The organism is Streptomyces sp. CY-1 (assembly GCF_047218265.1).
GTDB classification, from domain to species: Bacteria; Actinomycetota; Actinomycetes; order Streptomycetales; family Streptomycetaceae; genus Streptomyces; species Streptomyces niphimycinicus.
The window spans coordinates 3,532,686-3,556,775 of the sequence record NZ_CP178393.1; the positions used below are offsets into that span (position 1 = coordinate 3,532,686).

Sequence of the window (24,090 nt, forward strand, 5' to 3'; positions counted from 1 at the left end):
ATTGGGGTACCGACTCATGCACGAAAAGACTCGCCGTGCCGTGCTCGGCACGGGCATCGCCGCCGCGGGCAGCGGTCTGCTCACGGCCTGTGGCTCCCCCGGCCCCCACCCCCGGGCCGCGGGCCACAACGGTATGGAAAGCAACACGATGGGCGCCCCCGCCCGGGCCGGCGCGCCCGCGGAGGACGACCCGCCGGAGTATGTCTCCCCGCACGGCCCGGAGGTCGCCGCTACCGAGCAGCGGCGGGGCCCCGGCCCGGTGCGGACGTTCCGGCTCACCGCCACCGCCACCACCCTGGACATCGGCGCCCGCAAGGTGGCGTCCTGGGCGTACGAGGACCAGGTGCCGGGCCAGGAGATCCGGGTGACCGCGGGCGACACGATCGCCCTCACCCTCGCCAACAACCTGCCGCAGCCCACCACGCTGCACTGGCACGGCATCCGGCTGCGCAACGACATGGACGGCGTCCCGGGGGTGACCCAGCGGCCGGTCAAGACCGGCGCCGCCTTCGACTACCGCTTCACCGCGTACTACCCGGGCACCTACTGGGTCCATCCGCACTCGGGCGTCCAACTGGACCGGGGGCTGTACGCACCGCTGATCGTGGAGGATCCGAAGGAGCCGCTGAAGTACGACAAGGAGTGGGTCGTCGTCCTCGACGACTGGCTCGACGGGGTGGGCGGCCGCACCCCGGACGCGGAGCTCGAACGGCTGGGCGGCGGCAAGGGCGGCCACTCCATGGGGGACGGCTCCATGGGGGACGGTTCCATGGGGAACAAGAGCAAACGAGCTGCCAAGGGCGCCGCGAAGCGCGGCGCGGCCCGGCCCGCGGCGCCGAAGAAGGCCGCGCCCGCCGCACCTATGGAGAGCGAGCTGCTGGGCGGCCACGCGGGCGATGTCACCTACCCCTACTACCTGGTCAACGGGCGCAGCCCGGAGTCCCCGCAGGTCTTCCGCGCCAAGCGCGGCGACCGGATCCGCATCCGCCTCATCAACGCGGGCGGCGACACCGCCTTCCGCGTCGCCCTCGGCGGCCACCGGATGACCGTCACCCACACCGACGGCTACCCCGTCGTACCGGCCAAGACGGACGCGCTGCTGCTGGGCATGGGCGAGCGCTACGACGTGCTGGTGACCGTCAAGGACGGGGTCTTCCCGCTCGCCGTCCTGGCCGAGGGCAAGGGGCGCTCCGCGATGGCGGTGCTGCGCACCCGCGGCAAGAGCCCCGTGAAGTTCCCGCGTCCCAAGGAGCTGGACGGCGAGCTGCTCACCGCGGACCGGCTGAAGGCGGCGGAGGACGTACGCCTGACGCCCAAGGAGCCCGACCGGATCATCCGGATGCGGCTCACGGGCTCGATGCGGCGCTGGGACTGGGCGATCAACGGCCGGCCGTACGACCCCGCCCAGCGCTATCCGGTGCGGGCCGGTGAGCGGGTGCGGATCACCTTCATCAACGGCACCGACATGTGGCATCCGATGCATCTGCACGGCCACACCTTCGGACTGCCGGACGGCGGCCCCCGCAAGGACACCACGATCCTGCGGCCGCACCACAAGGTGAACGTGGACCTCGACGCGGACAATCCGGGGCTGTGGATGGTCCACTGCCACAACGTCTACCACTCGGAGTCCGGGATGATGACCATCCTCGGCTACCAGAAGTAGCCGCGGCGCCCGGGGAGGCCCGGTCCCCGGCCCCCGGCCCCCGGAGGCGAAGGGGCCGGGCGGGTTCCGCCCCGGCGCCGCCGTCCGGCGTGAGAAGGCAGACACCCCCGGCTATCGCGTCAGACAGACGATTACACTGGGCGCGTGCCTCAACTTCGCCTCGCTCTGAACCAGATCGACTCGACCGTCGGAGACCTCGACGGCAACACCGAGTCGATACTCCACTGGACCCGGCACTCCGCCGAGCAGGGCGCCCATCTGGTGGCGTTCCCCGAGATGGTGCTGACCGGCTACCCCGTCGAGGACCTGGCGCTGCGCTCGTCCTTCGTCGAGGCGTCGCGTGCGGCCCTGCACTCGCTCGCCGAGCGGCTGAACGCCGAGGGGCTGGGCGAGCTGCCGGTGGTCGTCGGCTACCTCGACCGCAGCGAGCGCGCCCGGCGCTACGGCCAGCCGGCCGGCTCCCCGCAGAACGCGGGCGCGGTGCTGCACCGGGGCACGGTCGCGCTGACCTTCGCCAAGCACCATCTGCCGAACTACGGCGTCTTCGACGAGTTCCGCTACTTCGTGCCCGGCGACACCCTGCCCATGGTGCGCGTCCACGGCATCGACGTCGCGCTCGCCATCTGCGAGGACCTGTGGCAGGACGGCGGCCGGGTGCCGGCGAGCTGCTCGGCCGGGGCCGGGCTGCTGCTGTCGATCAACGCCTCGCCGTACGAGCGGGAGAAGGACGACACCCGGCTGGACCTGGTGCGCAAGCGGGCCCAGGAGGCGGGCTGCACCACCGCGTATCTGGCGATGATCGGCGGCCAGGACGAGCTGGTCTTCGACGGCGACTCGATCGTCGTGGACCGGGACGGCGAAGTCATCGCGCGCGCCCCGCAGTTCGCCGAGGGCTGTGTACTGCTCGACCTCGAGCTGCCCGCCGCCGACCCGGACTCCGTCCCCGAGGGGATCGTGGACGACGGGCTGCGCATCGACCATGTCACCCTCTCCGCCGACCCGCTGCCTGGTTACGAGCCGGAGCTCGCGGGCGGCGAGGCCGAGCGGCTCGGCGACGACGAGGAGGTCTACACGGCGCTGGTCGTGGGGCTGCGGGCCTATGCGGCGAAGAACGGCTTCCGCAGTGTGCTGATCGGGCTCTCCGGCGGGATCGACTCCGCGCTGGTGGCCGCCCTCGCCTGTGACGCGGTCGGCGCGCAGAACGTGTACGGCGTCGCGATGCCCTCGCGCTACTCCTCCGAGCACTCCGTCGCCGACGCCACCGAGCTGGCGCGCCGCACCGGGCTCAACTTCCGCACGGTCTCGATCGCCCCGATGTTCGACGCCTATATGGAGTCCCTCCAGCTCACCGGGCTGGCCGAGGAGAACCTACAGTCGCGGCTGCGCGGCACGATGCTGATGGCGATCTCCAACCAGGAGGGCCATATCGTCCTCGCCCCGGGCAACAAGTCCGAGCTGGCCTGCGGCTACTCCACGCTCTACGGGGACTCGGTCGGCGCGTACGGCCCGATCAAGGACGTCTACAAGACCTCCGTCTTCCGCCTGGCGAAATGGCGTAACCGGGCGGCGGAAGAACGGGGTCAGACCCCGCCCATCCCCGAGAACTCGATCACCAAGCCGCCGAGCGCCGAGCTGCGCCCCGGCCAGGTCGACACCGACTCGCTCCCCGACTACGAGATCCTCGACCGGATCCTGGAGCTGTACGTCGACCGTGACCAGGGGCGTAAGGACATCGTGGCGGCGGGATACGACGATGGCCTGGTGACCCGGATCCTGCGGCTCGTGGACACCGCCGAGTACAAGCGCCGGCAGTACCCGCCGGGCACGAAGATCTCCGCGAAGGGCTTCGGCAAGGACCGGCGGCTGCCCATCACCAACCGCTGGCGCGAGCGCACCTGAACCTGGGGCTCTTTGGCTACGCCTGGGCGTACTGGGCGTCCAGGAACGTCCTGATCAGGCCCAGCCACTCAGCGGGCGCCTCCACGAACGGCAGGTGGCCCGACTCCAGTTCGGCGAAGCGGGCGCCGGAGATCGCGTCCGCGACCTGGCGGTGATGGTACGGCGTCGCCATCGTGTCCAGCGTCGTGGAGATCACCAGGGTGGGCACCCGGATCCGGCCCAGGTCCTCGCGGACGTCGATGCGGCCGACCAGTTCGACCTGATCGATCGCGCCGGGCGGTACGGAGGCCCGGGCACCCTCGATCACCATGGCGAGCTGCTCGGGCGTCATCCGGTCCAGATAGGGCGCGCCCGCGCCGATGAGGGCCGCCCAGCGGGCCGCCGCCGCCTGGTCGTCCGAGCGCAGATGGCGCAGCCAGTCCTCGACCAGGAGCCGCATCCGGGCGCTGGGGTGGGCGAAGGTCGCGGTCAGGACCAGGGCGGTGACCCGCTCCGGATGGCGGGTGGCGGCGCGCAGGGCGACCGGGCCGCCGAGGGAGTATCCGGCGATGGCGAAGGTGTCCAGACCCTCCTCGACGGCGGCCGCCACCAACTGGTCGGCGAGGGTGTCCAGGTCCAACGGCCCGCTGGCGCGCGGGGTGCGGCCGGAGCCGGGGTAGTCGGGGCCGACCACGCGGTGGCGCTCGGCGAGGCCGTCCAGGATCGGGCCGTAGTTTCCGTCGATGGAGCCGGTCCCGCCGTGGGCGAGCAGCAGCCCGGGGCCGGCGCCCCGGACGATGCGGGCCAGGGGTCCCAGGGGGCCCAGGGGTGAGGTGCTGGTCATCAGTGGTGTCCTTCGTCTTGCGGCTGATGACGGGGACGCTAAAGCCTCACATCGGTGTCAAAGTCAAGCGCACCGGGTCCGGAGCGGGCTGTTCCCCTCCCCGCCCCTTCCCACAACTGGGACTCCGCCCCAGCCCCCGACCGGGGCTCCGCCCCTGGACCCCGCTCCTCAAACGCCGGAGGGGCTGGATTGGCTCCGCCGCGTGGCAGGGGCTTTCCCCCGGGCCCCGGGTCGGGGAGCCCCTGGTAACGGGGCCTGGGGCGGAGCCCCGGTTCCGGGGTCCGGGCCGAGCCCCGGCCAAGGTCTAGAGCGAAGCCCCGGTTCCGGGTCTGGGGCGGAGCCCCGGCCGGAGTCTGGAGCGAAGCCCCAGTTCCGGGGACCGGGCCGAGCCCCGATCGGAGGTTACGGCGGAGCCCCGGCCGAGGTCTGTGGCGGAGCCCCGGTTCCGGGTCTGGGGCAGAGCCCCGGAACCAAGGTCTGGGCCGAGCCCCGATCGGAGTCCAGGGCGGAGTCCCAGACCGGGTCTGGAGCGAAGCCCCGGCCAGGGACTGGAGCGGAGCCCCGGAACCGAGGTCTGAGGCGGAGCCCCGGAACCGAGGTCTGGGGCAGAGCCCCGGAACCGAGGTCTGGGGCAGAGCCCCGGAACCGAGGTCTGGGGCAGAGCCCCGGAACCGAGGTCTGGGGCAGAGCCCCGGAACCGAGGTCTGGGGCAGAGCCCCGGAACCGAGGTCTGGGGCAGAGCCCCGGAACCGAGGTCTGGGGCAGAGCCCCGGAACCGAGGTCTGGGGCAGAGCCCCGGAACCGAGGTCTGGGGCAGAGCCCCGGAACCGAGGTCTGGGGCAGAGCCCCGGAACCGAGGTCTGGGGCAGAGCCCCGGAACCGAGGTCTGGGGCAGAGCCCCGGAACCGAGGTCTGGGGCAGAGCCCCGGAACCGAGGTCTGGGGCAGAGCCCCGGAACCGAGGTCTGGGGCAGAGCCCCGGAACCGAGGTCTGGGGCAGAGCCCCGGAACCGAGGTCTGGGGCAGAGCCCCGGAACCGAGGTCTGGGGCAGAGCCCCGGAACCGAGGTCTGGGGCAGAGCCCCGGAACCGAGGTCTGGGGCAGAGCCCCGGAACCGAGGTCTGGGGCAGAGCCCCGGAACCGAGGTCTGGGGCAGAGCCCCGGAACCGAGGTCTGGGGCAGAGCCCCGGAACCGAGGTCTGGGGCAGAGCCCCGGAACCGAGGTCTGGGGCAGAGCCCCGGAACCGAGGTCTGGGGCAGAGCCCCGGAACCGAGGTCTGGGGCAGAGCCCGGCCGGGGTCTGGGGCGGAGCCCCGGCGGGGGCCGGGGCCGGGCCCCGGTTTCGGGAAGGGGCGGGTAGGGGACAGACCCGCCGGACCCTCGTAGCTCAGCCCACCTCGGACAAGTGCGGCATCGACTCACTGCTCGCAACAACCCGCGACCCGCCCCCCGGAGCCCGGTCACTCCGCCCCGCGATCAACGCGATCGCCAGCCCGATCACCGCGAGCACCGCGCCGACCAGCGTCGGGGACGTCCAGCCCCAGCCCGCCGCGATGGCGACGCCGCCGAGCCACGCGCCACCCGCGTTGGCCAGGTTGAACGCGGAGTGGTTGGAGGCGGAGGCCAGCGTCGGGGCGTGCTGGGCCTTGTTCATCACCAGCATCTGCAACGGGGTGGTGGTCATGAAGCCGACCGCGCCGAGCACCACGACCGACAGCAGCGCCGCCCACTTCACATGCACCGTGAAGTCGAAGGCCACGAGCGTGACCGCCAGCGCCGCCAGCGAGCCGTAGAGCGTGGGCCGCAGCGCCCGGTCGGTCAGCGGACCGGCGATCAGGGCGCCCAGCGTCATGCCGATGCCGAACAGCGCCAGCACCAGGGTGACCGTCGACTCACCGAAGCCGGTGACCTCGGTCATCATCGAGGCGAGGTAGCTGTAGACGGCGAAGACGCCGGCGAAGCCGAAGACGGCGGTGAGCAGTCCCAGGATGACCTGCCGGTCGCGCAGCGCGCCGAGCTCCTGGCGCAGGCCGCCGTGCTGCTCGAGGGAGACCTGCGGGACGAGCCGGGCGAGCGCGCCCATCGCGACCACGCCGATCGCGGAGACCACCAGGAAGGTCGCGCGCCAGCCGAGGTTCTGGCCGAGCAGGGTGGCCACGGGGACGCCGACGATATTGGCTATGGTCAGCCCGAGGAACATGGTGGCGACCGCGCGGGCCCGCCGGTCCTCGGACACCAGCCGCGAGGCGACCACCGCGCCGACGCCGAAGAACGCGCCGTGGGGCAGCCCGGCGAGCACCCGACCCGCGATCAGCAGCCCGAAGTTGGGGGCGAGGGCGGAGGCGAGGTTGCCCACCGTGAAGAGCGCCATGAGCAACACGAGCATCCGCTTGCGCGGGATCCGGGAACCGAGGGCGGTCAGCAGCGGAGCGCCCACCACGACGCCGATGGCATAGGCGGAGACGAGGTATCCGGCCGTGGGCACCGAGGTGTGGAGATCGTTCGCGACATTGGGCAGCAGGCCCATCATCACGAACTCGGTAGTACCAATGCCGAAGGCGCTCACAGCAAGGGCGAGCAGGGCCAGGGGCATGAGAGACCTTTCAAACGAAGGAGAAACGTGCACAGGATGCGTATGTTCTCTAGCTGAACAAAGTCTCTCACGCCGGATGTTCCCGAGGAGATCCCCAAGATGAACAGGACGTAAGATCTCGCCGGACGGACCGTGAGCTGAGTCACCCGCCAAGGTTCACCAGGCGGGGGCTCCCCCGCCCGGGTCCATCCACCCGGGTCCATCCACCCGGGTCCATCCGCCCGGGTCCATCCACCCGGGTCCATCCGCCGGGGTTCAGAAGTCGAACGACGCCGCCAGCGGCAGATGATCGCTGCCGGTCTTGGGCAGCGCCCACGCCGCGACCGGATCCATCCCCCGCACCATGATCTGGTCGATCCGCGCCATCGGGAACGAGGCGGGCCAGCTAAAGCCGAAGCCGTCGCCCGCCGCGCCCTGGGCGGACCGCATCTGCGCGGTGACGGGGGCGAGCGCCCGGTCGTTCATGGTGCCGTTCAGATCGCCGAGCAGGATCACCTTGCGGAGCGGCTCCCGGGAGATGGCCTGGCCCAGCACCTCGGCGCTGGCGTCGCGCTGCCCGGCGGTGAAGCCCGCGTTGAACTTCACCCGCACCGAGGGCAGATGGGCCACATAGACACCGACCTCGCCGTGCGGTGTGGCCACGGTGGTGCGCAGCGCCCGGGTCCAGCCGAGCTTGATGTCCACCGGCTTGGTGCCGGACAGCGGGTACTTGCTCCACAGCCCCACCGTGCCCTGCACGGTGTGGTAGCGGTAAGTGCCCGCCAGGGCCCGCTCGTACGTGGGCACGGCATCGCCCGTCAGCTCCTCCAGCGCCACCACATCGGCGCCCGATCCGGCCACGTCCTCGGCGGTGCCCGTCGGGTCGGCGTTCTCCGCGTTGACGTTGTGGGTGACGACGGTCAGCTCGCCGCCGCTGCCGGACTTGTCGGAGAACATCGCCCCGCCGAAGAGGTTCAGCCAGACGGCGACGGGCAGCACCAGCGCGAGCACGGCGCTCGCCGACCGCCGCACCAGGCCGAGCACCAGCAGCACCGGAAGGGCCAGGCCCAGCCACGGCAGGAAGGTCTCCAGCAGGGAGCCGAGGTTGCCGACCCGGTTGGGGATCTCGGCGTGGAAGATCATGACCAGCGCGAGCAGGATCGCGATCGCCGCCAGTACCAGTCCGCGCCGCCAGATGCCGCGATCGTCCCGGAGCCGGTGGAACAGGCGGCCGATCCGGGAGCCCGATCGCCCGGGCGCGTCCCCGAGCTGTCGTGTCTCCTGTGTGTACGCCTGCGTCATTCGTCGTCCCTCACTGCCTCAACTGCCGCGCCTTGGCTACGACCCTAGGTGATGACCAGGGCTTTTCCGGACGCCCCCGGGGGCCTCTCCCGTCCGAGGACGTAGGGTCGGCGGTCGTGAGTTCCACATCCCGGCCCGGGAGGGGGTGTTGTGACACAACAGGCACAAACCGCTCAGCGGCGTGGGGAGACCCCCTCCAGGACCGTGTCGACGATCCGCTCGGCCAGCCCGTCGGGGAGTTCCTTCCACTCGTGGAGCATGGCGCGGGCCAGCATCGGGCCGGTGAAGAGGTCGGCGAGCAGCTCCAGATCCACATCGGCGCGGATCTCACCGCTCTCCCGCCCCCGCCGCAGCACGGCGCGCAGGGTCGCGCGGCGGGCCGCGATGACGTTCTCGTCGTAGGCCCGCCACAGCTCCTTGTGCGCGTGCATCTGGGTGATGACGCTGCGCAGCAGGGCGGAGTGGCGCTTGGCGAGCCCGCGGCGGCGCATGAACTCCAGGACGGTGACGAGGTCGTCGCGCACCGAGAGCCCGGCCGGCTCGGGGCTGGGCTCCTCCAGGGAGCGCAGCACATCGAGCATCAGCGCGTCCTTGCCGGGCCAGCGGCGGTACACGGTGGCCTTGCCGACGCCCGCCTCGCGGGCGATCCCCTCGATCGACAGCCCGCCGACCGAGGCGCCCTCCTCCAGCAGCCGCAGCGCGGCCTCGATGATCGCGGCGTCGGTGGCGGGGCTGCGGGGCCGGCCGCGGAGTCTGGGCGCGGAGCTCTCCGGTGCGGTCATCGGTCGGCCGACGCCTCCTTCCGCGGGTGCGGCCGCCCGCCGCCGGGGGCCTGGCCGGAGGCGCCCTTGCCGGGCAGGAAGGCCAGCACGACCAGCGCGCCGAAGAGGGCGACGCCCGCCGAGCCGAGGGCGGTGACATGCATGGCGTGGACGAAGGCGTCCTGCGCGGGGCCCACCAGCTCCTGGCCCCTGGGCCCCAGCTTCTCGGCGACCGCCAGGGTGGCCTCGACGGACTCGCCCGCCGAGTGCTGTACGGAGTCGGGCAGTCCGGGCACGGCGGCCAGGGTGTCCCGGATGCCCTCGCGGTAGGTGGAGGAGAGCACCGAGCCGAGCACGGCGACCCCGAGCGCGCCGCCGACCTGCCGGAAGGTGTTGTTGAGCGCCGAGCCGGAGCCGGCCTTCTGGCGCGGCAGCGCCTGCATGATCGCGGTGGTCACCGGCGGCATGATATGCGCCATTCCGGCGCCCTGGGCGAAGAACAGCAGCTCCAGCACGACGATCGGGGTGTCCACGCCCAGCAGCAGGAAACCCGACATGGTGGCGGCCACCAGCAGCATGCCGCCGGTGCACACCGCACGGGCGCCGAACCGCTCGACGACCAGCCGGGCGCGCGGGGCGAAGATCAACTGCGCGACGGCGAGCGGCAGGATCAGCAGCCCGGATTCCAGCGCGCTGTAGCCGCGCACGCTCTGGGTGTAGAAGACCATGAAGAAGGTCACGCCCATGAGGGCGAAGAAGACCAGGGCGACGGCGGCGATGGCGGCGGAGAAGGCCGGGTTGCGAAAGTAGCCGATGTCGATGGCCGGGTGGTGGCTGCGCTTCTCGTGCAGTACGAACAGCACCAGGACGGCGAGCCCGGCGCCGATGGAGCCCAGCACCTGGGCGTCGGTGAAGTCGGCGAGCTGGCCGCCCTTGATGATGCCGTAGACCAGCAGCACGAGCCCGACGACGGACAGCAGCACGCCCGGCGGGTCGACCCGGCCGGGCGCCGGGTCCCTGGAGTCGGGGACGAGCACCACCATCGCGATCAGTCCGACGATCACGATCGGCACATTGACGAAGAAGACCGAGCCCCACCAGAAGTGCTCCAGCAGCAGTCCGCCGGTGATCGGGCCGATGGCGATGGCCAGCCCCACCGCGGCGACCCAGATGCCGATCGCCTTGGCCTGTTCCTCGCGTTCGAAGACATTGACCAGGATGGCGAGGGTCGCGGGCATCACAAAGGCGGCGCCAAGCCCCATGAGCGCGCGGAAGCCGATGAGTTCACCGGGCGAACCGGAGAAGGCGGCGAGCACCGAGCCCGCGCCGAACACCACCATCCCGCCGAGCAGGACCTTCTTACGGCCGATCCGGTCGCCGAGGATGCCCGCGGTGAACAGCAGCCCGGCGAAGACCAGCGTGTAGGAGTTGATCGCCCATTCGAGCTGGCTCTGGGTGGCCCCGAGTCCGGTGGGCTTCGGCGAGGCGATCGTCTTCATCGCCACGTTGAGTATCGAGTTGTCGAGGACGACGACCAGGACGCTGAACATCAGGACGACGAGGATCGCCCAGCGTCTGCGGTAGATCGCCTCGGGGACGCCGGACCCGTCCGGGGCGCCCTGGGTGCTGGATGGAGAGGCCATGCCGCCCAGGCTAAGCGACTTACGATACGAGACCGTATCGTATTGGAAGATCTTTGCGAGGCTTTTGGCCGACGGCCCGGAACGGGCCCCGCGAAAAGGTGGTCAAGGCCACCGCCCGGGGGATCCGGGCCCACTTTCGCCCCGGCAGGAGCCGTGCCAGCATGGGGTTGGTCCGGGGACGCCGTCAGGGCGCCTCGAGATGATGAACAGGAGCCGTAGCGATGACGCACGTCAGTCCTGCGCACAAGCAGTCCGAGAAGGCCCTCTACGGGGGCACCAGCTCCCGCCGCATCACCGTCCGTGACATCGCGGCCGCCAAGGAGCGCGCCGAGAAGTGGCCGATGCTCACCGCCTACGACGCGATGACCGCGTCCGTCTTCGACCAGGCGGGCATCCCGGTGCTGCTGGTCGGCGACTCGATGGGCAACTGCCACCTGGGCTATGAGTCCACCGTCCCCGTCACCATGGACGAGATCGCGCTGCTCTCCGCCGCCGTGGTGCGCGGCACCCGGCGCGCCCTCGTCGTCGGCGATCTGCCCTTCGGCTCGTACCAGGAGGGCCCGGTGCAGGCGCTGCGCAACGCCACCCGCCTGGTCAAGGAGGCGGGCGTGGGTGCCGTGAAGCTGGAGGGCGGGGAGCGCTCGGCCCAGCAGATCGAGCTGCTGGTCCAGTCCGGCATCCCGGTCATGGCGCATGTGGGGCTGACCCCGCAGTCCGTCAACGCCTACGGCGGCTACCCGGTCCAGGGGCGCGGCGAGGAGGCGGCCCAGCAGTTGCTGCGGGACGCCAAGGCGGTGCAGGACGCGGGCGCCTTCGCGGTCGTCCTGGAGCTGGTCCCGGCCGAGCTGGCCGCCGAGGTGACCCGCTCGCTGCACATCCCCACCGTCGGCATCGGCGCCGGGTCCGAGTGTGACGCCCAGGTCCTGGTGTGGACGGACATGGCGGGCATGACGGACGGCCGGGTGCCGCGCTTCGTCAAGCAGTACGCACAGTTGCGCCAGGGGCTGGGCGATGCGGCGCGGGCCTTCGCGGAGGACGTCGTCGGCGGGGCCTACCCGGCCGAGGAGCACTCCTTCCACTAGGCCACTGCGGTACAACGACAGCCCGCCGATCTTCCCCCGTCGGCGGGCTGTCTGCCGCTTGTCGGCGGTCTGTCGGTGACGGCTGTCATCCTGGGCCCATGACGCGGGAACAGAGGATCAGGGACGGCAACGCCGTCGAAGTACGGGGGCTGGTCAAGCACTTCGGTGACACCAAGGCCGTCGACGGAGTGGATCTGGACGTGCCGGAGGGCACCGTCCTGGGTGTGCTGGGCCCCAATGGCGCCGGTAAGACGACACTTGTCCGCTGTCTGTCCACCCTGCTGGTGCCGGACGCCGGCACCGCGATGGTGGCCGGGTACGACGTGGTGCGCCAGCCCCGGCAGTTGCGCCGCATCATCGGGCTGACCGGGCAGTACGCCTCGGTCGACGAGAAGCTTCCCGGCTGGGAGAACCTCTTCATGATCGGGCGGCTGCTCGATCTCTCCCGCAAGGAGGCCCGGGCGCGGGCGGACACCCTGCTCGAGCGGTTCTCGCTCACCGAGGCCGGCAAGCGGCGCGTGCGCACCTACTCCGGCGGTATGCGCCGCCGGCTCGACCTGGCCGCGTCCATGATCGGCCGGCCCTCGGTGCTCTATCTGGACGAGCCGACGACCGGCCTGGACCCGCACTCCCGTAACGAGGTGTGGGACGAGGTCAGGCGGATGGTCGCCGAGGGGGCCACCGTGCTGCTGACCACCCAGTACATGGAGGAGGCCGAGCAGCTCGCCGACAACCTGACGGTGGTCGACCGGGGCAGGGTCATCGCCGAAGGCCGGGTGCACGAGCTCAAGGCCAAGGTCGGCGGCCGCACCCTGAAGATCCGCCCGTCCGACCCCGGCGAGGTGCACCGCATGGTCGGCGCCATCACCCAGTCGGGTCTCGACGGCATCGGCGGCGCGACCGCCGATGTGGAGGAGGGCCAGGTCGCGGTGCCCATCGCCAGCGACGAGCAGCTCACCGCCCTGATCGGTCTGCTCAGTGAGCGCGGTTTCGCGATCGCCGGGATCGACACCCATATGCCCAGCCTGGACGAGGTCTTCCTGGCCATCACCGGCCGGAAGGCGTCCGCACCGCAGGACAACAAGACGCTGGAAGAGGTCGCCGCGTGAGTACGGCCACGATGACCGCGCCCGTACCGGGAAAGAGCGACGGCCGGATCGGCCTCCGCGCCAATCTGCGCCACATCGGCGCGCTGGTGCGGCGCAACGCCATGCAGATCAGGTACGAACCGTTCGCGATGTTCGACGCCCTGGCGATGCCGATCGTCTTCGCGCTGCTGTTCACCTATGTCTTCGGCGGCGCCATGACGGGCGGCAACCGCTCCGAGTACGTGAACTACTTCATTCCCGGTCTGATGGCGATGGGCGGGCTCAACATCGCGATGTCGATCGGCAGCGGCGTCAATGACGACTTCAACAAGGGCGTCATGGACCGCTTCCGCACCCTGCCGATCGCCCGCTCCTCGGTGCTGATCGCCAAGCTGGTCGTGGAGTGCGGCCGGATGCTGCTGTCCACCGTGGTCCTGCTGATCATGGGCTTCATCATGGGCTTCGAGCTCAAGACCGGGCCGCTGGAGCTGTTGGCCGCGGTGGCCCTGGCCGTGCTCTTCGGATCCTCGCTGACCTGGATATTCATGCTGCTGGGCATGTCGCTGCCCACCCCGCAGGCGGTCAGCGGCATGGGCTTCCTGGTGATGATGCCCCTTCAGTTCGGCTCGTCCATCTTCGCTCCGACCGCCACCATGCCGGACTGGCTGCGGTCCTTCACCGAGTACAACCCGCTGTCCCGGCTCGCGGACGCCGCACGGGCGCTGACCAGCGGCGATGGCGCGGTGGCCGAACCGGTGATGGTGACCTTGATCTGGACGGTGGCCATCACGGTGCTCGTGGCGCCGCTCGCGGTGCGCAAGTTCCGCAACAAGACCACCTGACGGTCCACGGACCACCTGACGGTCCGCGGTCTCGATCCACCGGCCGGGCGCGCCCTACGGGGGGGGGCGCCCGGCCGGTCGCCGTGTCGTCGCTCCCCGTGCTTCCCCGGCCCGCTCCCCGTGCTCCCCCGGCCTGCTCACCGGGCCTGCTCATCGGGCCGCTCAGACCAGCGCGACGGCCTCGTCCAGGGTGAGGCCGCCGCCCTCGGCGTGGACCCGCTCGTACACCGCGTCCCCGAGCTCGGCCCGAGCCGCGGCCTCGGTCCGCTCCCGGCGTGCCATCTCGCCGCCCGACATCCAGTACTGCTGGGGCCTGCGCAGCACGTCGTACGCCCCCAGCAGCCGCGCCGCGGCCGCGGCCCGCTCCGCCCCGTCGAGGCCGGTCAGCGCCTCGGCGGCGGTCAGCAGGTGGGTCACCGGGATGAACGGCGCGACCATCTCCGTCATCCGGCCGGTGGTCTTCGCCAGCGCACCGCGCACGGTCGCGAGGGCGTCGCCCGGCCGTCCCTCCAGCAGGTCCAGCCAGGCCAGCATCCCCTCCACCATGCCCTCGAACATCCGCAGCGCCCGGTTCTCGAACTCCCCGTGCGAGGTGACCAGAAGGGTCCGCGCCTCCGCGAAGCGGCCCGTGGTGCCGTAGCGCTGCGCCAGATGGATCCGGGCGTACGACAGCGCCTCGGCGCCCGCGTGCTGCCCCTGCTCGACCACCTCGCGCAGCATCCGCTCGCCCTCGGCGGCCTTCTCCTCGTCCCCGAACTCCACGAACAGCCCGGCCAGCCGGGACCGCAGAAGCAGCACCTGATCGTGGGCGCCCAGCTCCTGGGCGCAGCGGATCGCCGCGCGGTAGTCCGCGGCCGCCGCCTCGCCCTCGCCGCGCTTCTCCCAGGTCTCGCCGCGGCCGGCCAGCGCCTCCGCCTCGCCCCATACGTCACCGAGCCTGCGGAAGATCTCCAGGCTTTCGTCGGCGTCGCGGGTCGCGCTCCGGTGCTCGCCGCTCCGCTCCCGGTAGACCTTGGCCCGCAGTTGGAGGGTGAACGCCAGCTCCCATGCGTAGCCCAGCTCCCGGCAAGTGCGCACCGCCTCGTCGGCCATCTCCCGCAGCAGGGCGTAATCGCCCTTGAGGAACACCGCGAAGAACCACAGGATGCCCGGGAGACGGCAGTTCTGGGGCAGCCCCGGCCGGTAGGCGGAGACGATGCCCTCCAGTTCGCGCTGGGTGTCGTCGCCCACCATGGCCTGGAGGTCGCCGTCGATGTTGGCCAGCGCGTACAGCCGCACTCCCCGCCGCGCCTCCACCAGCAGCTCGGGCGCCATCGGCGGCGGGTCGGCCGTGCAGCTCACGTACAGCGGCGCCGCGGGGGGCACGGGCGGTGCGAAGGGGCTCGGCCCGAGCCCGGCCGCGATGGTCGCCCACTGGCGTGCGTCGCCGCGGTGGCCGCGCAGATGCCAGAACCAGCCGAGCGAGAGCACCAGGCACAGTGCCTCCTGCTCGTCGCGGGCGGCCACGGCCCGGCGCAGCGCGGTGCGCAGATTCTCGTGCTCCGTCTCCAGCCGTACCAGCCAGTGGCGCTGTGCGGGGCCGCGCAGCAGCGGATCGGCGGTGCGGGCCAGCTCCCGGTAGGCGACCAGATGGCGCTGTTCGACCGCGGCCCGCTCGCCGGACTCGTCCAGCCGCTCGGCCGCGTACTCGGCGACGGTCTCCAGCAGCCGGTACCGCATCTCCCCGTCCGCTCCGGGCTCCGGTCCGGGCGCGGTGACGACCAGCGATTTATCGACAAGGGAACCGAGCAGCGCGGCCACATCGCGGGGCTCCACGGCCCCGGTGCGGTGTTCGTGTTCAGCGTCTTCTGTGTCTGCTGTGTCTGCTGTGTCTGCTGTGTCTGCTGTGTCTTCTTCGGGGTCTGCCCGCACCGCCTCGGCCGCGTCCGCGCACACCGACTCCGCCTCGGTCAGACCGCAGCCGCCGGCGAAGACGGACAACCGGGCGAGCACGGTGCGTTCGGGGGCGTCGAGCAGGTCCCAGGACCAGTCGACGACGGCTCGCAGGGTCTGCTGGCGGGGCAGCGCCGTACGGCTGCCGCTGGTCAGGAGGCGGAAGCGGTCGTCGAGGCGGTCGGCGAGCTGTCGTGGGGTGAGCAGCCGCAGCCGGGCGGCGGCCAGCTCGATCGCCAGCGGCAGTCCGTCGAGGCGCCGGCAGATCTCGGCGCACGCGGCCGGATCGTCCTCGGTGCGGAAACCGGGCCGGGCCGCCGCGCCCCGGTCCTGGAGCAGCCGCAGCGCGACGGGGTCGGGCAGCGGCTCCACGGGGCGCACCAACTCTCCCGGGACGGCGAGGGGTTCGCGGCTGGTGGCCAGGATGGTGACCCCGGGGCACTGGGCGAGCAGGGACTCGGCGAGGTGGGCCGCGGCCGCGACGAGGTGTTCGCAGTTGTCGAGCACGATCAGCATCCGGCGCGGGGCGCAGTGCTCGATGAGCCGGGCGCGCGGATCGCGCACGGCCGGGTCGGTCGCGACCCGCAGCCCTTCGGGCGAGGTGCCGAGCAGGACCGTCTCGCGCCCCCCGACCGCGCTGAGCACCGTCTCCGGAACGGTCTCGGGGTCGTCGACGGGCGCCAGCTCGGCCAGCCACACCCCGTCCGGCCAGTCGGGCGCGGACGATTCGGCGGCCTCCTGGGACAGCCGCGTCTTCCCGGCGCCACCGGGCCCGAGGAGGGTGATCAGCCGGTGGCCGGACAGATCGCCGCGCAGGGTCGCCAGATCGGTCTCGCGGCCGACGAAGCTGGTCAGCCGGGCCCGCAGATTGCCACCGCCGCCACGGGCGGGGGCAGGGGCGGGGCGCGGCGGAACCGGGCCGGGCGGTACGGGAGAGCCCTCGTCGGCCGCCGCCAGCAGCTCGGCGTACAGCCCCCGCAGCTCCGGCCCCGGATCCGCGCCCAGCCGCTCGGCGATCTCCGTACGGATCACCTCGTACGCGGCCAGCGCCTCCGCCACCCGGCCCACGTCCCGCAGCGCCCGGATGCGCAGCGCGTGCAGCGGCTCGTCCAGCGGGTGGCCTTCGCAGAGCCCGGTGAGCGCGGGGAGGGCCTGGGCGGGGCGGCCGAGGGCGAGGTCGGCGGCGAGCCGGGCGCGCCGCGCGTCCAGCCGTCGTGCCTCGGCGCGGGCGGCGGGCGCGGTGGCGTCGGGCAGATCGCTGAGCGCGGGCCCGCGCCATAGCGCGAGGGCGGCGTCGAGCAGATCGACGGCCTTGGCGGGATCGCCGTCGGCGAGGGCGTGGCCGCCCTCCTCCGCGAGCCGTTCGAAGCGGTGCAGATCGACGTCGTCGGGGTCGGCGCTCAGCCGGTACCCGCCGGGAACGGACTCCACGGCGTCCTTGCCGAGCGCCCGCCGCAGCCGCCCGACCAGCGCTTGCAGCGCGCCGTGCCCGTCGACGGGCGGATCGGTGACCCAGATCTCACCGATGAGCGCCCCGGTGGTCCGCGCCCGCCCGGGCGCCAGCGCGAGCGCCGCCAGCAGCGCACGCAGCCGCGCCCCGCCGACGTCCACGGGGGTGCCGTCGTCGTGGCGGGCCTGGGTGGTGCCGAGGATGCCGTAGCGCACTGCCCCATTCTGAGGGATGCCGGTCTCCCGGCCGACCGCGCCCGCCCCGGCCGTTCTCCCGGTCATCCCGGCCCGGCCATTCTCCCGTTCCCCGGAGCCCGGCCGTTCCCCCGTTTTCGCTGGCCCGGCGGTTCTCCCGTTTACCCTGGCCCGGAACTCCGCGCCCCCTGTGCGACGTTTTCCCCTCAGCGCTCACCAGCCCGTATGGAGACCCCACTCGATGACCACCGCCATCAGCCGCCGCGAGCGGCGCATCAGCCCCGTCTTCCTCGGACTGTTCGCGATCATGGTCGTGTCCGCGTGGGCGGTGTGGACGGAGTACTCGGCGAGCCCCGGTTTCGCCGTCTTCCTGTTCGTCGTCTCCGGCTGGATCGTCTCGCTGTGCCTGCATGAGTACGCCCATGCGCGCACCGCGCTGCACGGCGGGGATCTGTCGATCGGCGCGAAGGGCTATCTGACCCTCAACCCGCTGAAGTACACGCATGTGGCGCTGAGCATCGTGCTGCCCGTGGTCTTCGTGATCATGGGCGGGATCGGGCTGCCGGGCGGGGCGGTGTTCATCGAGCGGCACCGGATCCAGGGCCGCTGGAAGCACAGTCTGATCTCGGCCGCGGGCCCGCTGACGAATGTGCTGTTCGCGGCCGCGCTGACCGCCCCGTTCTGGCTCGACGCCACGGACCGGGTGCCGGAGCTCTTCCGCTTCGCCCTCGCCTTCCTGGCGTTGCTCCAGGTCACGGCGGCGATCCTGAACTTCCTGCCGGTGCCGGGGCTGGACGGGTACGGGGTGATCGAGCCGTGGCTGTCGTACCGCATCCGGCGCCAGGTCGAGCCGTACGCGCCGTTCGGGCTGCTCGCGGTCTTCGGAATCCTGTGGATACCCGAGGTCAACGAGGCGTTCTTCGGCGCCATCGACGCGGTGATGCGAGCCCTGGGCGTATCGGAATGGGACACCTACTGGGGACAGGAATTCTTCCGCTTCTGGCAGGGTGAGCCCGATATCCCCCGCCTCGGCTAAGACCCTGCCCGGGGCCTCAGCCCGTGGCGCCCGTGGTCTCCCGCTCGGCCGCGCGGTCGGCCCGGGCCTTGCGGACGTAGTACCAGGCCATATTGGACGAGATACCGGCGATCAGGATCCAGATGATCCCGAGCCAGCTCCCCCGCGCGAAGGACACGACGGCCGCGGCGATCGCGAGGACGCAGACGGCCAGGGTGCAAAGGGCGAGGCGGGGCATGGGGTCGGCTCCTGTCGGGGGATGTGGCACTCCCCGACATTGTCCCCCATGCACCGCCGCGGGGGCGGGGCGCCCCGGATGTGCCGCCCGGGCGGCGGCGCCCTCAGACGTCGGTGACGCGCAGGCCCGCATGGGCCTTGTAGCGGCGGTTGACCGAGATCAGATTGGCCACCAGGGACTCCACCTGGTGGGCGTTGCGCAGCCGGCCCGCGAAGACGCCGCGCATGCCCGGGATGCGGGCCGCGAGCGCCTGGACCAGGTCGGTGTCGGCACGCGACTCGCCCAGCACCATCACATCGGTGTCGATCTGCTCGACCTCGGGGTCCTGGAGCAGTACGGCCGACAGGTGGTGGAAGGCCGCGGTGACCCGGGAGTCCGGCAGCAGGGCTGCGGCCTGCTCGGCGGCGCTGCCCTCCTCCGGCTTCAGGGCGTACGCGCCCTTCTTGTCGAAGCCCAGCGGGTTGACGCAGTCGACGACCAGCTTGCCGCTCAGCTCCTCGCGCAGGGAGTCCAGCGTCTTGGCATGGCCGTCCCACGGGACCGCGACGATGACGATGTCGCTGCGGCGCGAGCACTCGGCGTTGTCCGCGCCCTCGATGCCGAGCTCCGCGCCGCCCAGCTCCCGCGCCGCGGTCTGCGCGCGCTCGGCGGCGCGCGAGCCGATGATCACCTTCTGGCCGGCCCTGGCCAGCCGGTAGGCGAGGCCGCGGCCCTGGTCACCGGTGCCGCCCAGGACGCCGACGGTCAGGCCGGACACATCGGGAAGGTCCCAGGGGTCCTTGGCCGGGGCCTTCTTCGCGGGGGCGTCGGACGCGGAGTTCGAGGCATCAGGAGTAGTCATGACAGTGATCCTGTCACGCACCGCGGCCACCTTCATGGTGACGTCCCTTACGCTTTGACACTCCCCTCCGTCAGCCCTGTGCGCCAGTACCGCTGGAGTACTCCCATCAGCACCATCAGCGGCAGGACGGACAGGAACGCCCCGCCGACCGTGTACTGGTACAGCTCCGGCTGCCGGTCCGCGTACCCCTGCCAGGACGTCAGGCCGAGCTGGATCGGGTAGAGATCGGAGTCGGAGAGCATGACCAGCGGCAGAAAGAAGTTGTTCCAGATGTGCACGAACTGGAACAGGAAGACGGTGACCAGCGCCGGGGTCATCAGCCGCAGCCCCAGCGTGGAGAAGATCCGGGCCTCCCCCGCCCCGTCGATCCGCGCCGCCTCCAGGAGGGAGTCCGGGACGGCGGCGGCCGCGTAGATCCGGCACAGATAGACCCCGAAGGGGCTGACGACGCTGGGGATCAGCACGGCCCAGTAGGTGTTGGCCAGGCCGATCTCGCTGAAGAGGAGATAGAGCGGGAGGGCGAGCGCCGTGCCCGGGATCAGCACTCCGGCCAGGATGACGTTGAAGATGCCCTCCCGGCCGGGGAAGCGGAACTTGGCCAGGGCGTAGCCGGCGGCGGCAGCCAGCAGGGTGGCGGCGAGCGCGCCGACGCCCGCGTACATCAGGCTGTTGGCGAACCACCGGACGTAGATGCCGTCGTCGTAGGTGAGCACCCGGTGCAGATAGTCGAGCGGGTGCGGGTCGTGGAACCAGAAGCCGAAGGTGCCGAAGAGATCGCTGCTGGACTTGGTGGAGGAGACGACGAGCCAGTAGACGGGGGTCAGGAAGTAGATGGCGGCGACGGTGAGCAGCGAGACGGTGATGATCCGGTGCCGCAAGGGGGGTTCCGTCCCCTCCCGGCGCCTCGCCGCGCGGCGGCCCGCCCCGGGCCGGTCAGCGGGCGGGACCGCCTCGGGCCGCCCCTTCCCGGGTGCGGCCTCCTCCGGGGGCTCGCTCGCGACCGCGCCCGCCAGGTCGTTCGCCTCGTTCATCCGTTGTCGCCGTCCTTCCCCCGCCGGCCCACGAGTCTTAGGAATCCGAAGGACAGCACGCAGGCGATGAGGGCGAGCAGAACCGCCTCGGCCGCCGCGATGTGCTGATTGTTGCTGGTGAACGCCTCGTTGTAGGCGGCCAGATTGGGGGTGTAGCCGGAGTCGATGGAGTTGCTCAGCGGTTTGAGCACCTTGGGTTCGGCGAAGAGCTGAAGGGTGCCGATGAGGCTGAAGACGGTGGTGAGCACGAGCGCGGGCCGGATCAGGGGGAGTTTGATGTGCCGGGCGACCTGCCAGGCATTGGCCCCGTCGATCCGCGCCGCCTCGTACAGCTCTCCGGGTACGGCCTTGAGCTGGGCGATCAGCACCAGCATGTTGTAGCCGGTGAACTGCCAGGTGACGATGTTGGCGATGGACCACAGGACCGCCCCGCGGCCCAGGAAGTCCACCTGCCAGCCCATCGAATCGGCCATCTCGACCAGCGGGCTGATCCCGGGGACGTAGAGGAAGCCCCACAGGATCGACGCGATCACACCGGGCACGCCGTACGGCAGGAAGAAGGCGGTCCGGAAGAAGCCGACCCAGCGCGCGGAGGCCGCGTCCAGCAGCAGCGCGAGCGCGGTGGCGAAGGCGATCATCAACGGGATCTGGACGGCGCCGAAGAGCAGCACCCGGCCGAAGCCCGCCGTGAACCGGTCGTCCTCCAGGGCGTGGGCGTAGTTGGACAGGCCCGCCCACACCTGCTTGGTCTCCCCGCCGAGGCCGAGCGGCCCGGTGCGCTCGACCTTCAGCAGGCTCTCGTAGAGGGCGTAGCCGATGGGGGCGATGAAGCACAGCAGGAAGAGCGCGAGGAAGGGCAGCAGAAACCCGGACGCCGCCCGGGCACTGCGTGCCTCGGTCCGGGTGAGGCGGCGGGGGGCCTTGCTCACCCGCCTCACCCGGCCTTCACCTTGAGGCCCTTTTCCTTGAGGTCGGTGATCGTCTCGCCCTGCACCTTCTTCAGCACGGAGCGGAAGTCGGACCCGTCGCCGATGGCGGCGGTGAAGGCGTCGCCGAGCCGCTGGTAGAGGGTGTCCGTGGCGGGGCCCCACTTCCAGCTCGTGTCCACGCCCTTGCTCGCCTCGTCGAAGACCTTGCTGTACGCCTGGCCGCCGAAGAAGTCCTTGTGCACATCGAGCTGGGAGGTGGTGTACCCCTGCTTGGCGCCCGGGGTGCCATAGCCGTTCTCGATCAGGAGCTTGATCGACTCGGGGTCGGTGTTGAGCCAGATCGCGAAGGCCAGCGCGTCCTTGGGGTACTTGGTCCTGGCGAAGACCGCGGTGGTGGAGCCGCCCCAGTTGGCGTAGGAGGCGTCGCCCTTCTTCCACTGCGGCATGGGCACCACGCGCCACTTGCCGGCGGTCTTGGGGGCGTTGCCGACCAGCAGGGCGTCGCCCCAACTGGCGCCGAGCCAGGAGGCGATGGAGCCGGTCTGGACATCCTTGTACCAGGCGTTCTGCCGGTCCGGAATGGTCTTGATGAGCTTGCGCCGGGCCAGCTCGTACCAGTAGTCGGCGACCTTACGGGTGGGCTCGTCGTCGATGGAGACGGTCCAGGTGTCGCCCTCGGTGCCGAACCAGCGCGCCCCGGCCTGCCACGCCAGCCCCGCGAAGCGGTTGCCGTTGGTGGCCGAGAAGGTCTCGATCCAGGCGCCCTTCTTACGGATCGCCGCGGCCGCCGTCTCGTACTCGTCCCAGGTGGTGGGCGGCTCTATGTCCCATTTGTCGAACAGGTCCTGACGGATGAACAGGCCCATCGGACCGGACGCCTGCGGTACGGCGTAGACGGCCTTGCCGAACACGGACTGCTGCCACTGCCAGCCGATGAACATGTCCTTGTGCTCGGCGACCCCGTACTTGGTCAGATCCAGCAGCCCGTTGTCGACCAGGAAGCTGGGTACGACCGGGTATTCGATCTGGCCGAGGTCCGGCGGATTGCCCGCCTTGATGGCGGCGTGCATCTTGGCGTACTGGGCGCCGTCGACGGCCGAGACCTTCTCGACCTTGACCCGCACCTCGGGGTTCTTGCTGTTCCACAGGGCGACGGGCTTGTCGATGCCCGGCACCCAGGACCAGAAGGTCAGGGTGATCTTCTCGCCCTTCTTACGGCCCTTGGGTTCCCCGCCCCCGTCGTCGTCCGAGCCGCAGCCCGTGAGCGCGAACCCGGCCGCCGCGGCGGCCGCACCGCCGAGGACGGCGCGGCGCGGCGCGCCGGACGGCCAGGTGTTCCGTCGGGCCATCCGCGTGTCCCGTCGTGTCGGAGTGTCGCTCGTACCGGTCGGGGTGTCGTTCATCGGGAACCTCCGAGGAAACCCCCGCTTTCAGGCGGGGGAGGGATCGGGCTCCTGCGGAGCAGGGCAGGGGGAGCCGAATCGCCGCTGGGGCGATGCGGCGTCCGCCACTGACAATCCGTCAGGCAGTCACTAGCTGATGTGCTAGTTTGTGAGCCATGGCCACTCACGTGAAGCGGGCGTATCGGTACCGCTTCTATCCGACCGATGCGCAGGCAGCGGAGCTGTCGCGTACGTTCGGATGCGTGCGGAAGGTCTACAACATGGCGCTCGCGGCCCGTACTGAGGCGTGGACGTTGCGTCAGGAGCGGATCAACTACAACGCGACGTCGGCCATGTTGACGGCGTGGAAGAAGACCGGGGAACTGGCCTTCCTCAACGATGTGTCCTCGGTTCCGCTCCAGCAGGCCCTGCGGCACCTCCAGGCGGCGTTCACCGCGTTCTTCGCCAAGCGGTCGAAGTACCCGCGGTTGAAGTCGCGCAAGAAGTCCGGCAAGTCCGCCGAGTACACCTCCAGCGCGTTCCGGTTCCGGGAGGGGAAGCTGACGCTGGCGAAGATGGACCAGTCGCTGGACATCGTCTGGTCGCGTCCCCTGCCGGAAGGCGCCCTCCCGTCCACGGTGACCGTCTCCCAGGACGCGGCCGGGCGCTGGTTCGTCTCCCTCCTCGTCGAGGACCCCGTCCTCCGGCCGCTTCCCGCCAGCGGCTCGGCGGTCGGTATCGACGCCGGGCTCGACCACCTGCTCACCCTGTCCACGGGCGAGAAGATCGCCAACCCGAGGCACGAGCGGCGCGACCGCGCCCGCCTCGCCCGCGCCCAGCGCGACCTCGCCCGCAAGGCCAGGGGCGACGGCGCCAACCGGGCCAAGGCACGCCGCAAGGTCGCCAGGGTCTACGCCCGCATCGCCGACCGTCGCCGTGACCATCTGCACAAGCTCACCACTCGACTCGTGCGTGAAAACCAAACGCTCGTGATCGAGGACCTCACCGTCCGGAACATGCTCAGCAACGGCAAGCTGTCCCGGGCGATCTCGGATGCGGCATGGTCGGAGTTCCGGAGCATGCTGGAGTACAAGGCCGCCTGGTACGGCCGTGAAGTGATCGCGGTCGACCGCTGGTTCCCCTCCTCCAAGCTGTGCTCCGCATGCGGCACGCTGCGGGGGAAGATGCCGCTCAGCGTCCGCACCTGGACATGCGCCTGCGGCACGACCCACGACCGGGACGTGAACGCGGCGCAGAACCTTCTGGCCGCCGGACTGGCGGTGTCGGCCTGTGGAGCCGGTGTAAGACCTCAACGGGAGTCCTCCCGGACGGGGCAGTCGGTGATGAAACAGGAAGCCCTACGGCGCGAGCCGTAGGAATCCCTCTCGTTCACGAGGGGGA

General features: G+C 71.2%; 18 protein-coding genes. 7 read left to right on the forward strand and 11 right to left on the reverse strand.

Annotated features, from left to right (window positions below):
• Positions 1-16 precede the first annotated feature (16 nt).
• Both ACK1X7_RS15275 and ACK1X7_RS15280 read left to right on the forward strand, forming a co-directional pair.
• A complete protein-coding gene (locus ACK1X7_RS15275; protein ID WP_413115189.1) occupies positions 17-1,666 on the forward strand; it encodes a multicopper oxidase family protein in 1,650 nt (549 codons plus the stop codon).
• Between the two features lie 144 nt (positions 1,667-1,810).
• Positions 1,811-3,565 carry an NAD+ synthase gene (locus tag ACK1X7_RS15280; protein WP_385138507.1) on the forward strand — a complete coding sequence of 585 codons (1,755 nt, stop codon included), beginning with the start codon at positions 1,811-1,813 and terminating at the stop codon, positions 3,563-3,565.
• A 16-nt stretch (positions 3,566-3,581) separates the two neighbouring features.
• On the opposite strand, the gene ACK1X7_RS15285 is transcribed toward ACK1X7_RS15280, so the two are convergent.
• From ACK1X7_RS15285 to ACK1X7_RS15305, 5 genes are all read right to left on the reverse strand, one after another.
• Positions 3,582-4,388 carry an alpha/beta fold hydrolase gene (locus ACK1X7_RS15285; protein WP_385138510.1) on the reverse strand — a complete coding sequence of 269 codons (807 nt, stop codon included), beginning with the start codon at positions 4,386-4,388 and terminating at the stop codon, positions 3,582-3,584.
• 1,386 nt (positions 4,389-5,774) lie between these two features.
• Positions 5,775-6,980, reverse strand: coding sequence for an MFS transporter (locus tag ACK1X7_RS15290; RefSeq protein WP_382946368.1), 1,206 nt, complete (start codon positions 6,978-6,980; stop codon positions 5,775-5,777).
• A gap of 255 nt (positions 6,981-7,235) precedes the next feature.
• Positions 7,236-8,261 (reverse strand): endonuclease/exonuclease/phosphatase family protein, encoded by a 1,026-nt coding sequence (locus tag ACK1X7_RS15295; RefSeq protein WP_385138514.1) that lies wholly within the window; start codon positions 8,259-8,261, stop codon positions 7,236-7,238.
• Positions 8,262-8,434: 173 nt separating this feature from the next.
• Positions 8,435-9,043 carry a TetR/AcrR family transcriptional regulator gene (locus ACK1X7_RS15300; RefSeq protein ID WP_385138517.1) on the reverse strand — a complete coding sequence of 203 codons (609 nt, stop codon included), beginning with the start codon at positions 9,041-9,043 and terminating at the stop codon, positions 8,435-8,437.
• Positions 9,040-10,665, reverse strand: a complete 1,626-nt coding sequence (locus tag ACK1X7_RS15305) for an MFS transporter (protein WP_385138519.1) — start codon at positions 10,663-10,665, stop codon at positions 9,040-9,042. Before ACK1X7_RS15305 ends, ACK1X7_RS15300 begins: the two co-directional genes overlap by 4 nt.
• 221 nt (positions 10,666-10,886) lie before the next feature.
• Between ACK1X7_RS15305 and panB the strand changes: the two genes are divergently transcribed.
• The 3 genes from panB to ACK1X7_RS15320 all read left to right on the forward strand — a co-directional run bounded on the left by panB (position 10,887) and on the right by ACK1X7_RS15320 (position 13,677).
• Positions 10,887-11,747, forward strand: a complete 861-nt coding sequence (gene panB, locus ACK1X7_RS15310; RefSeq protein ID WP_385138522.1) for a 3-methyl-2-oxobutanoate hydroxymethyltransferase — start codon at positions 10,887-10,889, stop codon at positions 11,745-11,747.
• A gap of 98 nt (positions 11,748-11,845) precedes the next feature.
• A complete protein-coding gene (locus ACK1X7_RS15315; RefSeq protein WP_385138525.1) occupies positions 11,846-12,856 on the forward strand; it encodes an ATP-binding cassette domain-containing protein in 1,011 nt (336 codons plus the stop codon).
• Positions 12,853-13,677 carry an ABC transporter permease gene (locus tag ACK1X7_RS15320; RefSeq protein WP_385138528.1) on the forward strand — a complete coding sequence of 275 codons (825 nt, stop codon included), beginning with the start codon at positions 12,853-12,855 and terminating at the stop codon, positions 13,675-13,677. Before ACK1X7_RS15315 ends, ACK1X7_RS15320 begins: the two co-directional genes overlap by 4 nt.
• Positions 13,678-13,839: 162 nt before the next feature.
• Here ACK1X7_RS15320 and ACK1X7_RS15325 read toward each other — a convergent pair whose 3' ends face one another.
• Positions 13,840-17,274 carry an ATP-binding protein gene (locus ACK1X7_RS15325; protein WP_413115190.1) on the reverse strand — a complete coding sequence of 1,145 codons (3,435 nt, stop codon included), beginning with the start codon at positions 17,272-17,274 and terminating at the stop codon, positions 13,840-13,842.
• A gap of 220 nt (positions 17,275-17,494) precedes the next feature.
• On the opposite strand from ACK1X7_RS15325, the gene ACK1X7_RS15330 reads away from it, so the two are divergent.
• Positions 17,495-18,289: a site-2 protease family protein gene (locus ACK1X7_RS15330; protein WP_390795428.1), complete on the forward strand. Its 795-nt coding sequence runs from the start codon at positions 17,495-17,497 to the stop codon at positions 18,287-18,289.
• A 16-nt stretch (positions 18,290-18,305) separates the two neighbouring features.
• On the opposite strand, the gene ACK1X7_RS15335 is transcribed toward ACK1X7_RS15330, so the two are convergent.
• The 5 genes from ACK1X7_RS15335 to ACK1X7_RS15355 all read right to left on the reverse strand — a co-directional run bounded on the left by ACK1X7_RS15335 (position 18,306) and on the right by ACK1X7_RS15355 (position 22,656).
• A complete protein-coding gene (locus ACK1X7_RS15335) occupies positions 18,306-18,506 on the reverse strand; it encodes a hypothetical protein (protein WP_385138536.1) in 201 nt (66 codons plus the stop codon).
• Positions 18,507-18,609: 103 nt separating this feature from the next.
• Complete coding sequence (npdG, locus tag ACK1X7_RS15340) at positions 18,610-19,347, reverse strand: NADPH-dependent F420 reductase (RefSeq protein WP_385138539.1); 738 nt, start codon at positions 19,345-19,347, stop codon at positions 18,610-18,612.
• A 47-nt stretch (positions 19,348-19,394) separates the two neighbouring features.
• Positions 19,395-20,378: a carbohydrate ABC transporter permease gene (locus tag ACK1X7_RS15345; RefSeq protein WP_398159364.1), complete on the reverse strand. Its 984-nt coding sequence runs from the start codon at positions 20,376-20,378 to the stop codon at positions 19,395-19,397.
• Positions 20,375-21,316: a carbohydrate ABC transporter permease gene (locus ACK1X7_RS15350; RefSeq protein WP_413115191.1), complete on the reverse strand. Its 942-nt coding sequence runs from the start codon at positions 21,314-21,316 to the stop codon at positions 20,375-20,377. Before ACK1X7_RS15350 ends, ACK1X7_RS15345 begins: the two co-directional genes overlap by 4 nt.
• Entirely contained in the window at positions 21,313-22,656 is a 1,344-nt protein-coding gene (locus ACK1X7_RS15355; RefSeq protein ID WP_413116876.1) for an ABC transporter substrate-binding protein, read from the reverse strand. Before ACK1X7_RS15355 ends, ACK1X7_RS15350 begins: the two co-directional genes overlap by 4 nt.
• Positions 22,657-22,865: 209 nt before the next feature.
• On the opposite strand from ACK1X7_RS15355, the gene ACK1X7_RS15360 reads away from it, so the two are divergent.
• Positions 22,866-24,065 carry an RNA-guided endonuclease InsQ/TnpB family protein gene (locus tag ACK1X7_RS15360; protein ID WP_385138548.1) on the forward strand — a complete coding sequence of 400 codons (1,200 nt, stop codon included), beginning with the start codon at positions 22,866-22,868 and terminating at the stop codon, positions 24,063-24,065.
• Positions 24,066-24,090: the final 25 nt, after the last annotated feature.

Bases quoted from the DNA above. Each gene is read 5' to 3' on its own strand.
- ACK1X7_RS15275 (WP_413115189.1), top strand. From the start codon at position 17: ATGCACGAAAAGACTCGCCGTGCCGTGCTCGGCACGGGCATCGCCGCC.
- ACK1X7_RS15285 (WP_385138510.1), bottom strand. From the start codon at position 4,388: ATGACCAGCACCTCACCCCTGGGCCCCCTGGGACCCCTGGCCCGCATC.
- ACK1X7_RS15290 (WP_382946368.1), bottom strand. From the start codon at position 6,980: ATGCCCCTGGCCCTGCTCGCCCTTGCTGTGAGCGCCTTCGGCATTGGT.
- ACK1X7_RS15295 (WP_385138514.1), bottom strand. From the start codon at position 8,261: ATGACGCAGGCGTACACACAGGAGACACGACAGCTCGGGGACGCGCCC.
- ACK1X7_RS15300 (WP_385138517.1), bottom strand. From the start codon at position 9,043: ATGACCGCACCGGAGAGCTCCGCGCCCAGACTCCGCGGCCGGCCCCGC.
- ACK1X7_RS15305 (WP_385138519.1), bottom strand. From the start codon at position 10,665: ATGGCCTCTCCATCCAGCACCCAGGGCGCCCCGGACGGGTCCGGCGTC.
- panB (WP_385138522.1), top strand. From the start codon at position 10,887: ATGACGCACGTCAGTCCTGCGCACAAGCAGTCCGAGAAGGCCCTCTAC.
- ACK1X7_RS15315 (WP_385138525.1), top strand. From the start codon at position 11,846: ATGACGCGGGAACAGAGGATCAGGGACGGCAACGCCGTCGAAGTACGG.
- ACK1X7_RS15330 (WP_390795428.1), top strand. From the start codon at position 17,495: ATGACCACCGCCATCAGCCGCCGCGAGCGGCGCATCAGCCCCGTCTTC.
- ACK1X7_RS15335 (WP_385138536.1), bottom strand. From the start codon at position 18,506: ATGCCCCGCCTCGCCCTTTGCACCCTGGCCGTCTGCGTCCTCGCGATC.
- npdG (WP_385138539.1), bottom strand. From the start codon at position 19,347: ATGACTACTCCTGATGCCTCGAACTCCGCGTCCGACGCCCCCGCGAAG.
- ACK1X7_RS15345 (WP_398159364.1), bottom strand. From the start codon at position 20,378: ATGAACGAGGCGAACGACCTGGCGGGCGCGGTCGCGAGCGAGCCCCCG.
- ACK1X7_RS15355 (WP_413116876.1), bottom strand. From the start codon at position 22,656: ATGGCCCGACGGAACACCTGGCCGTCCGGCGCGCCGCGCCGCGCCGTC.
- ACK1X7_RS15360 (WP_385138548.1), top strand. From the start codon at position 22,866: ATGGCCACTCACGTGAAGCGGGCGTATCGGTACCGCTTCTATCCGACC.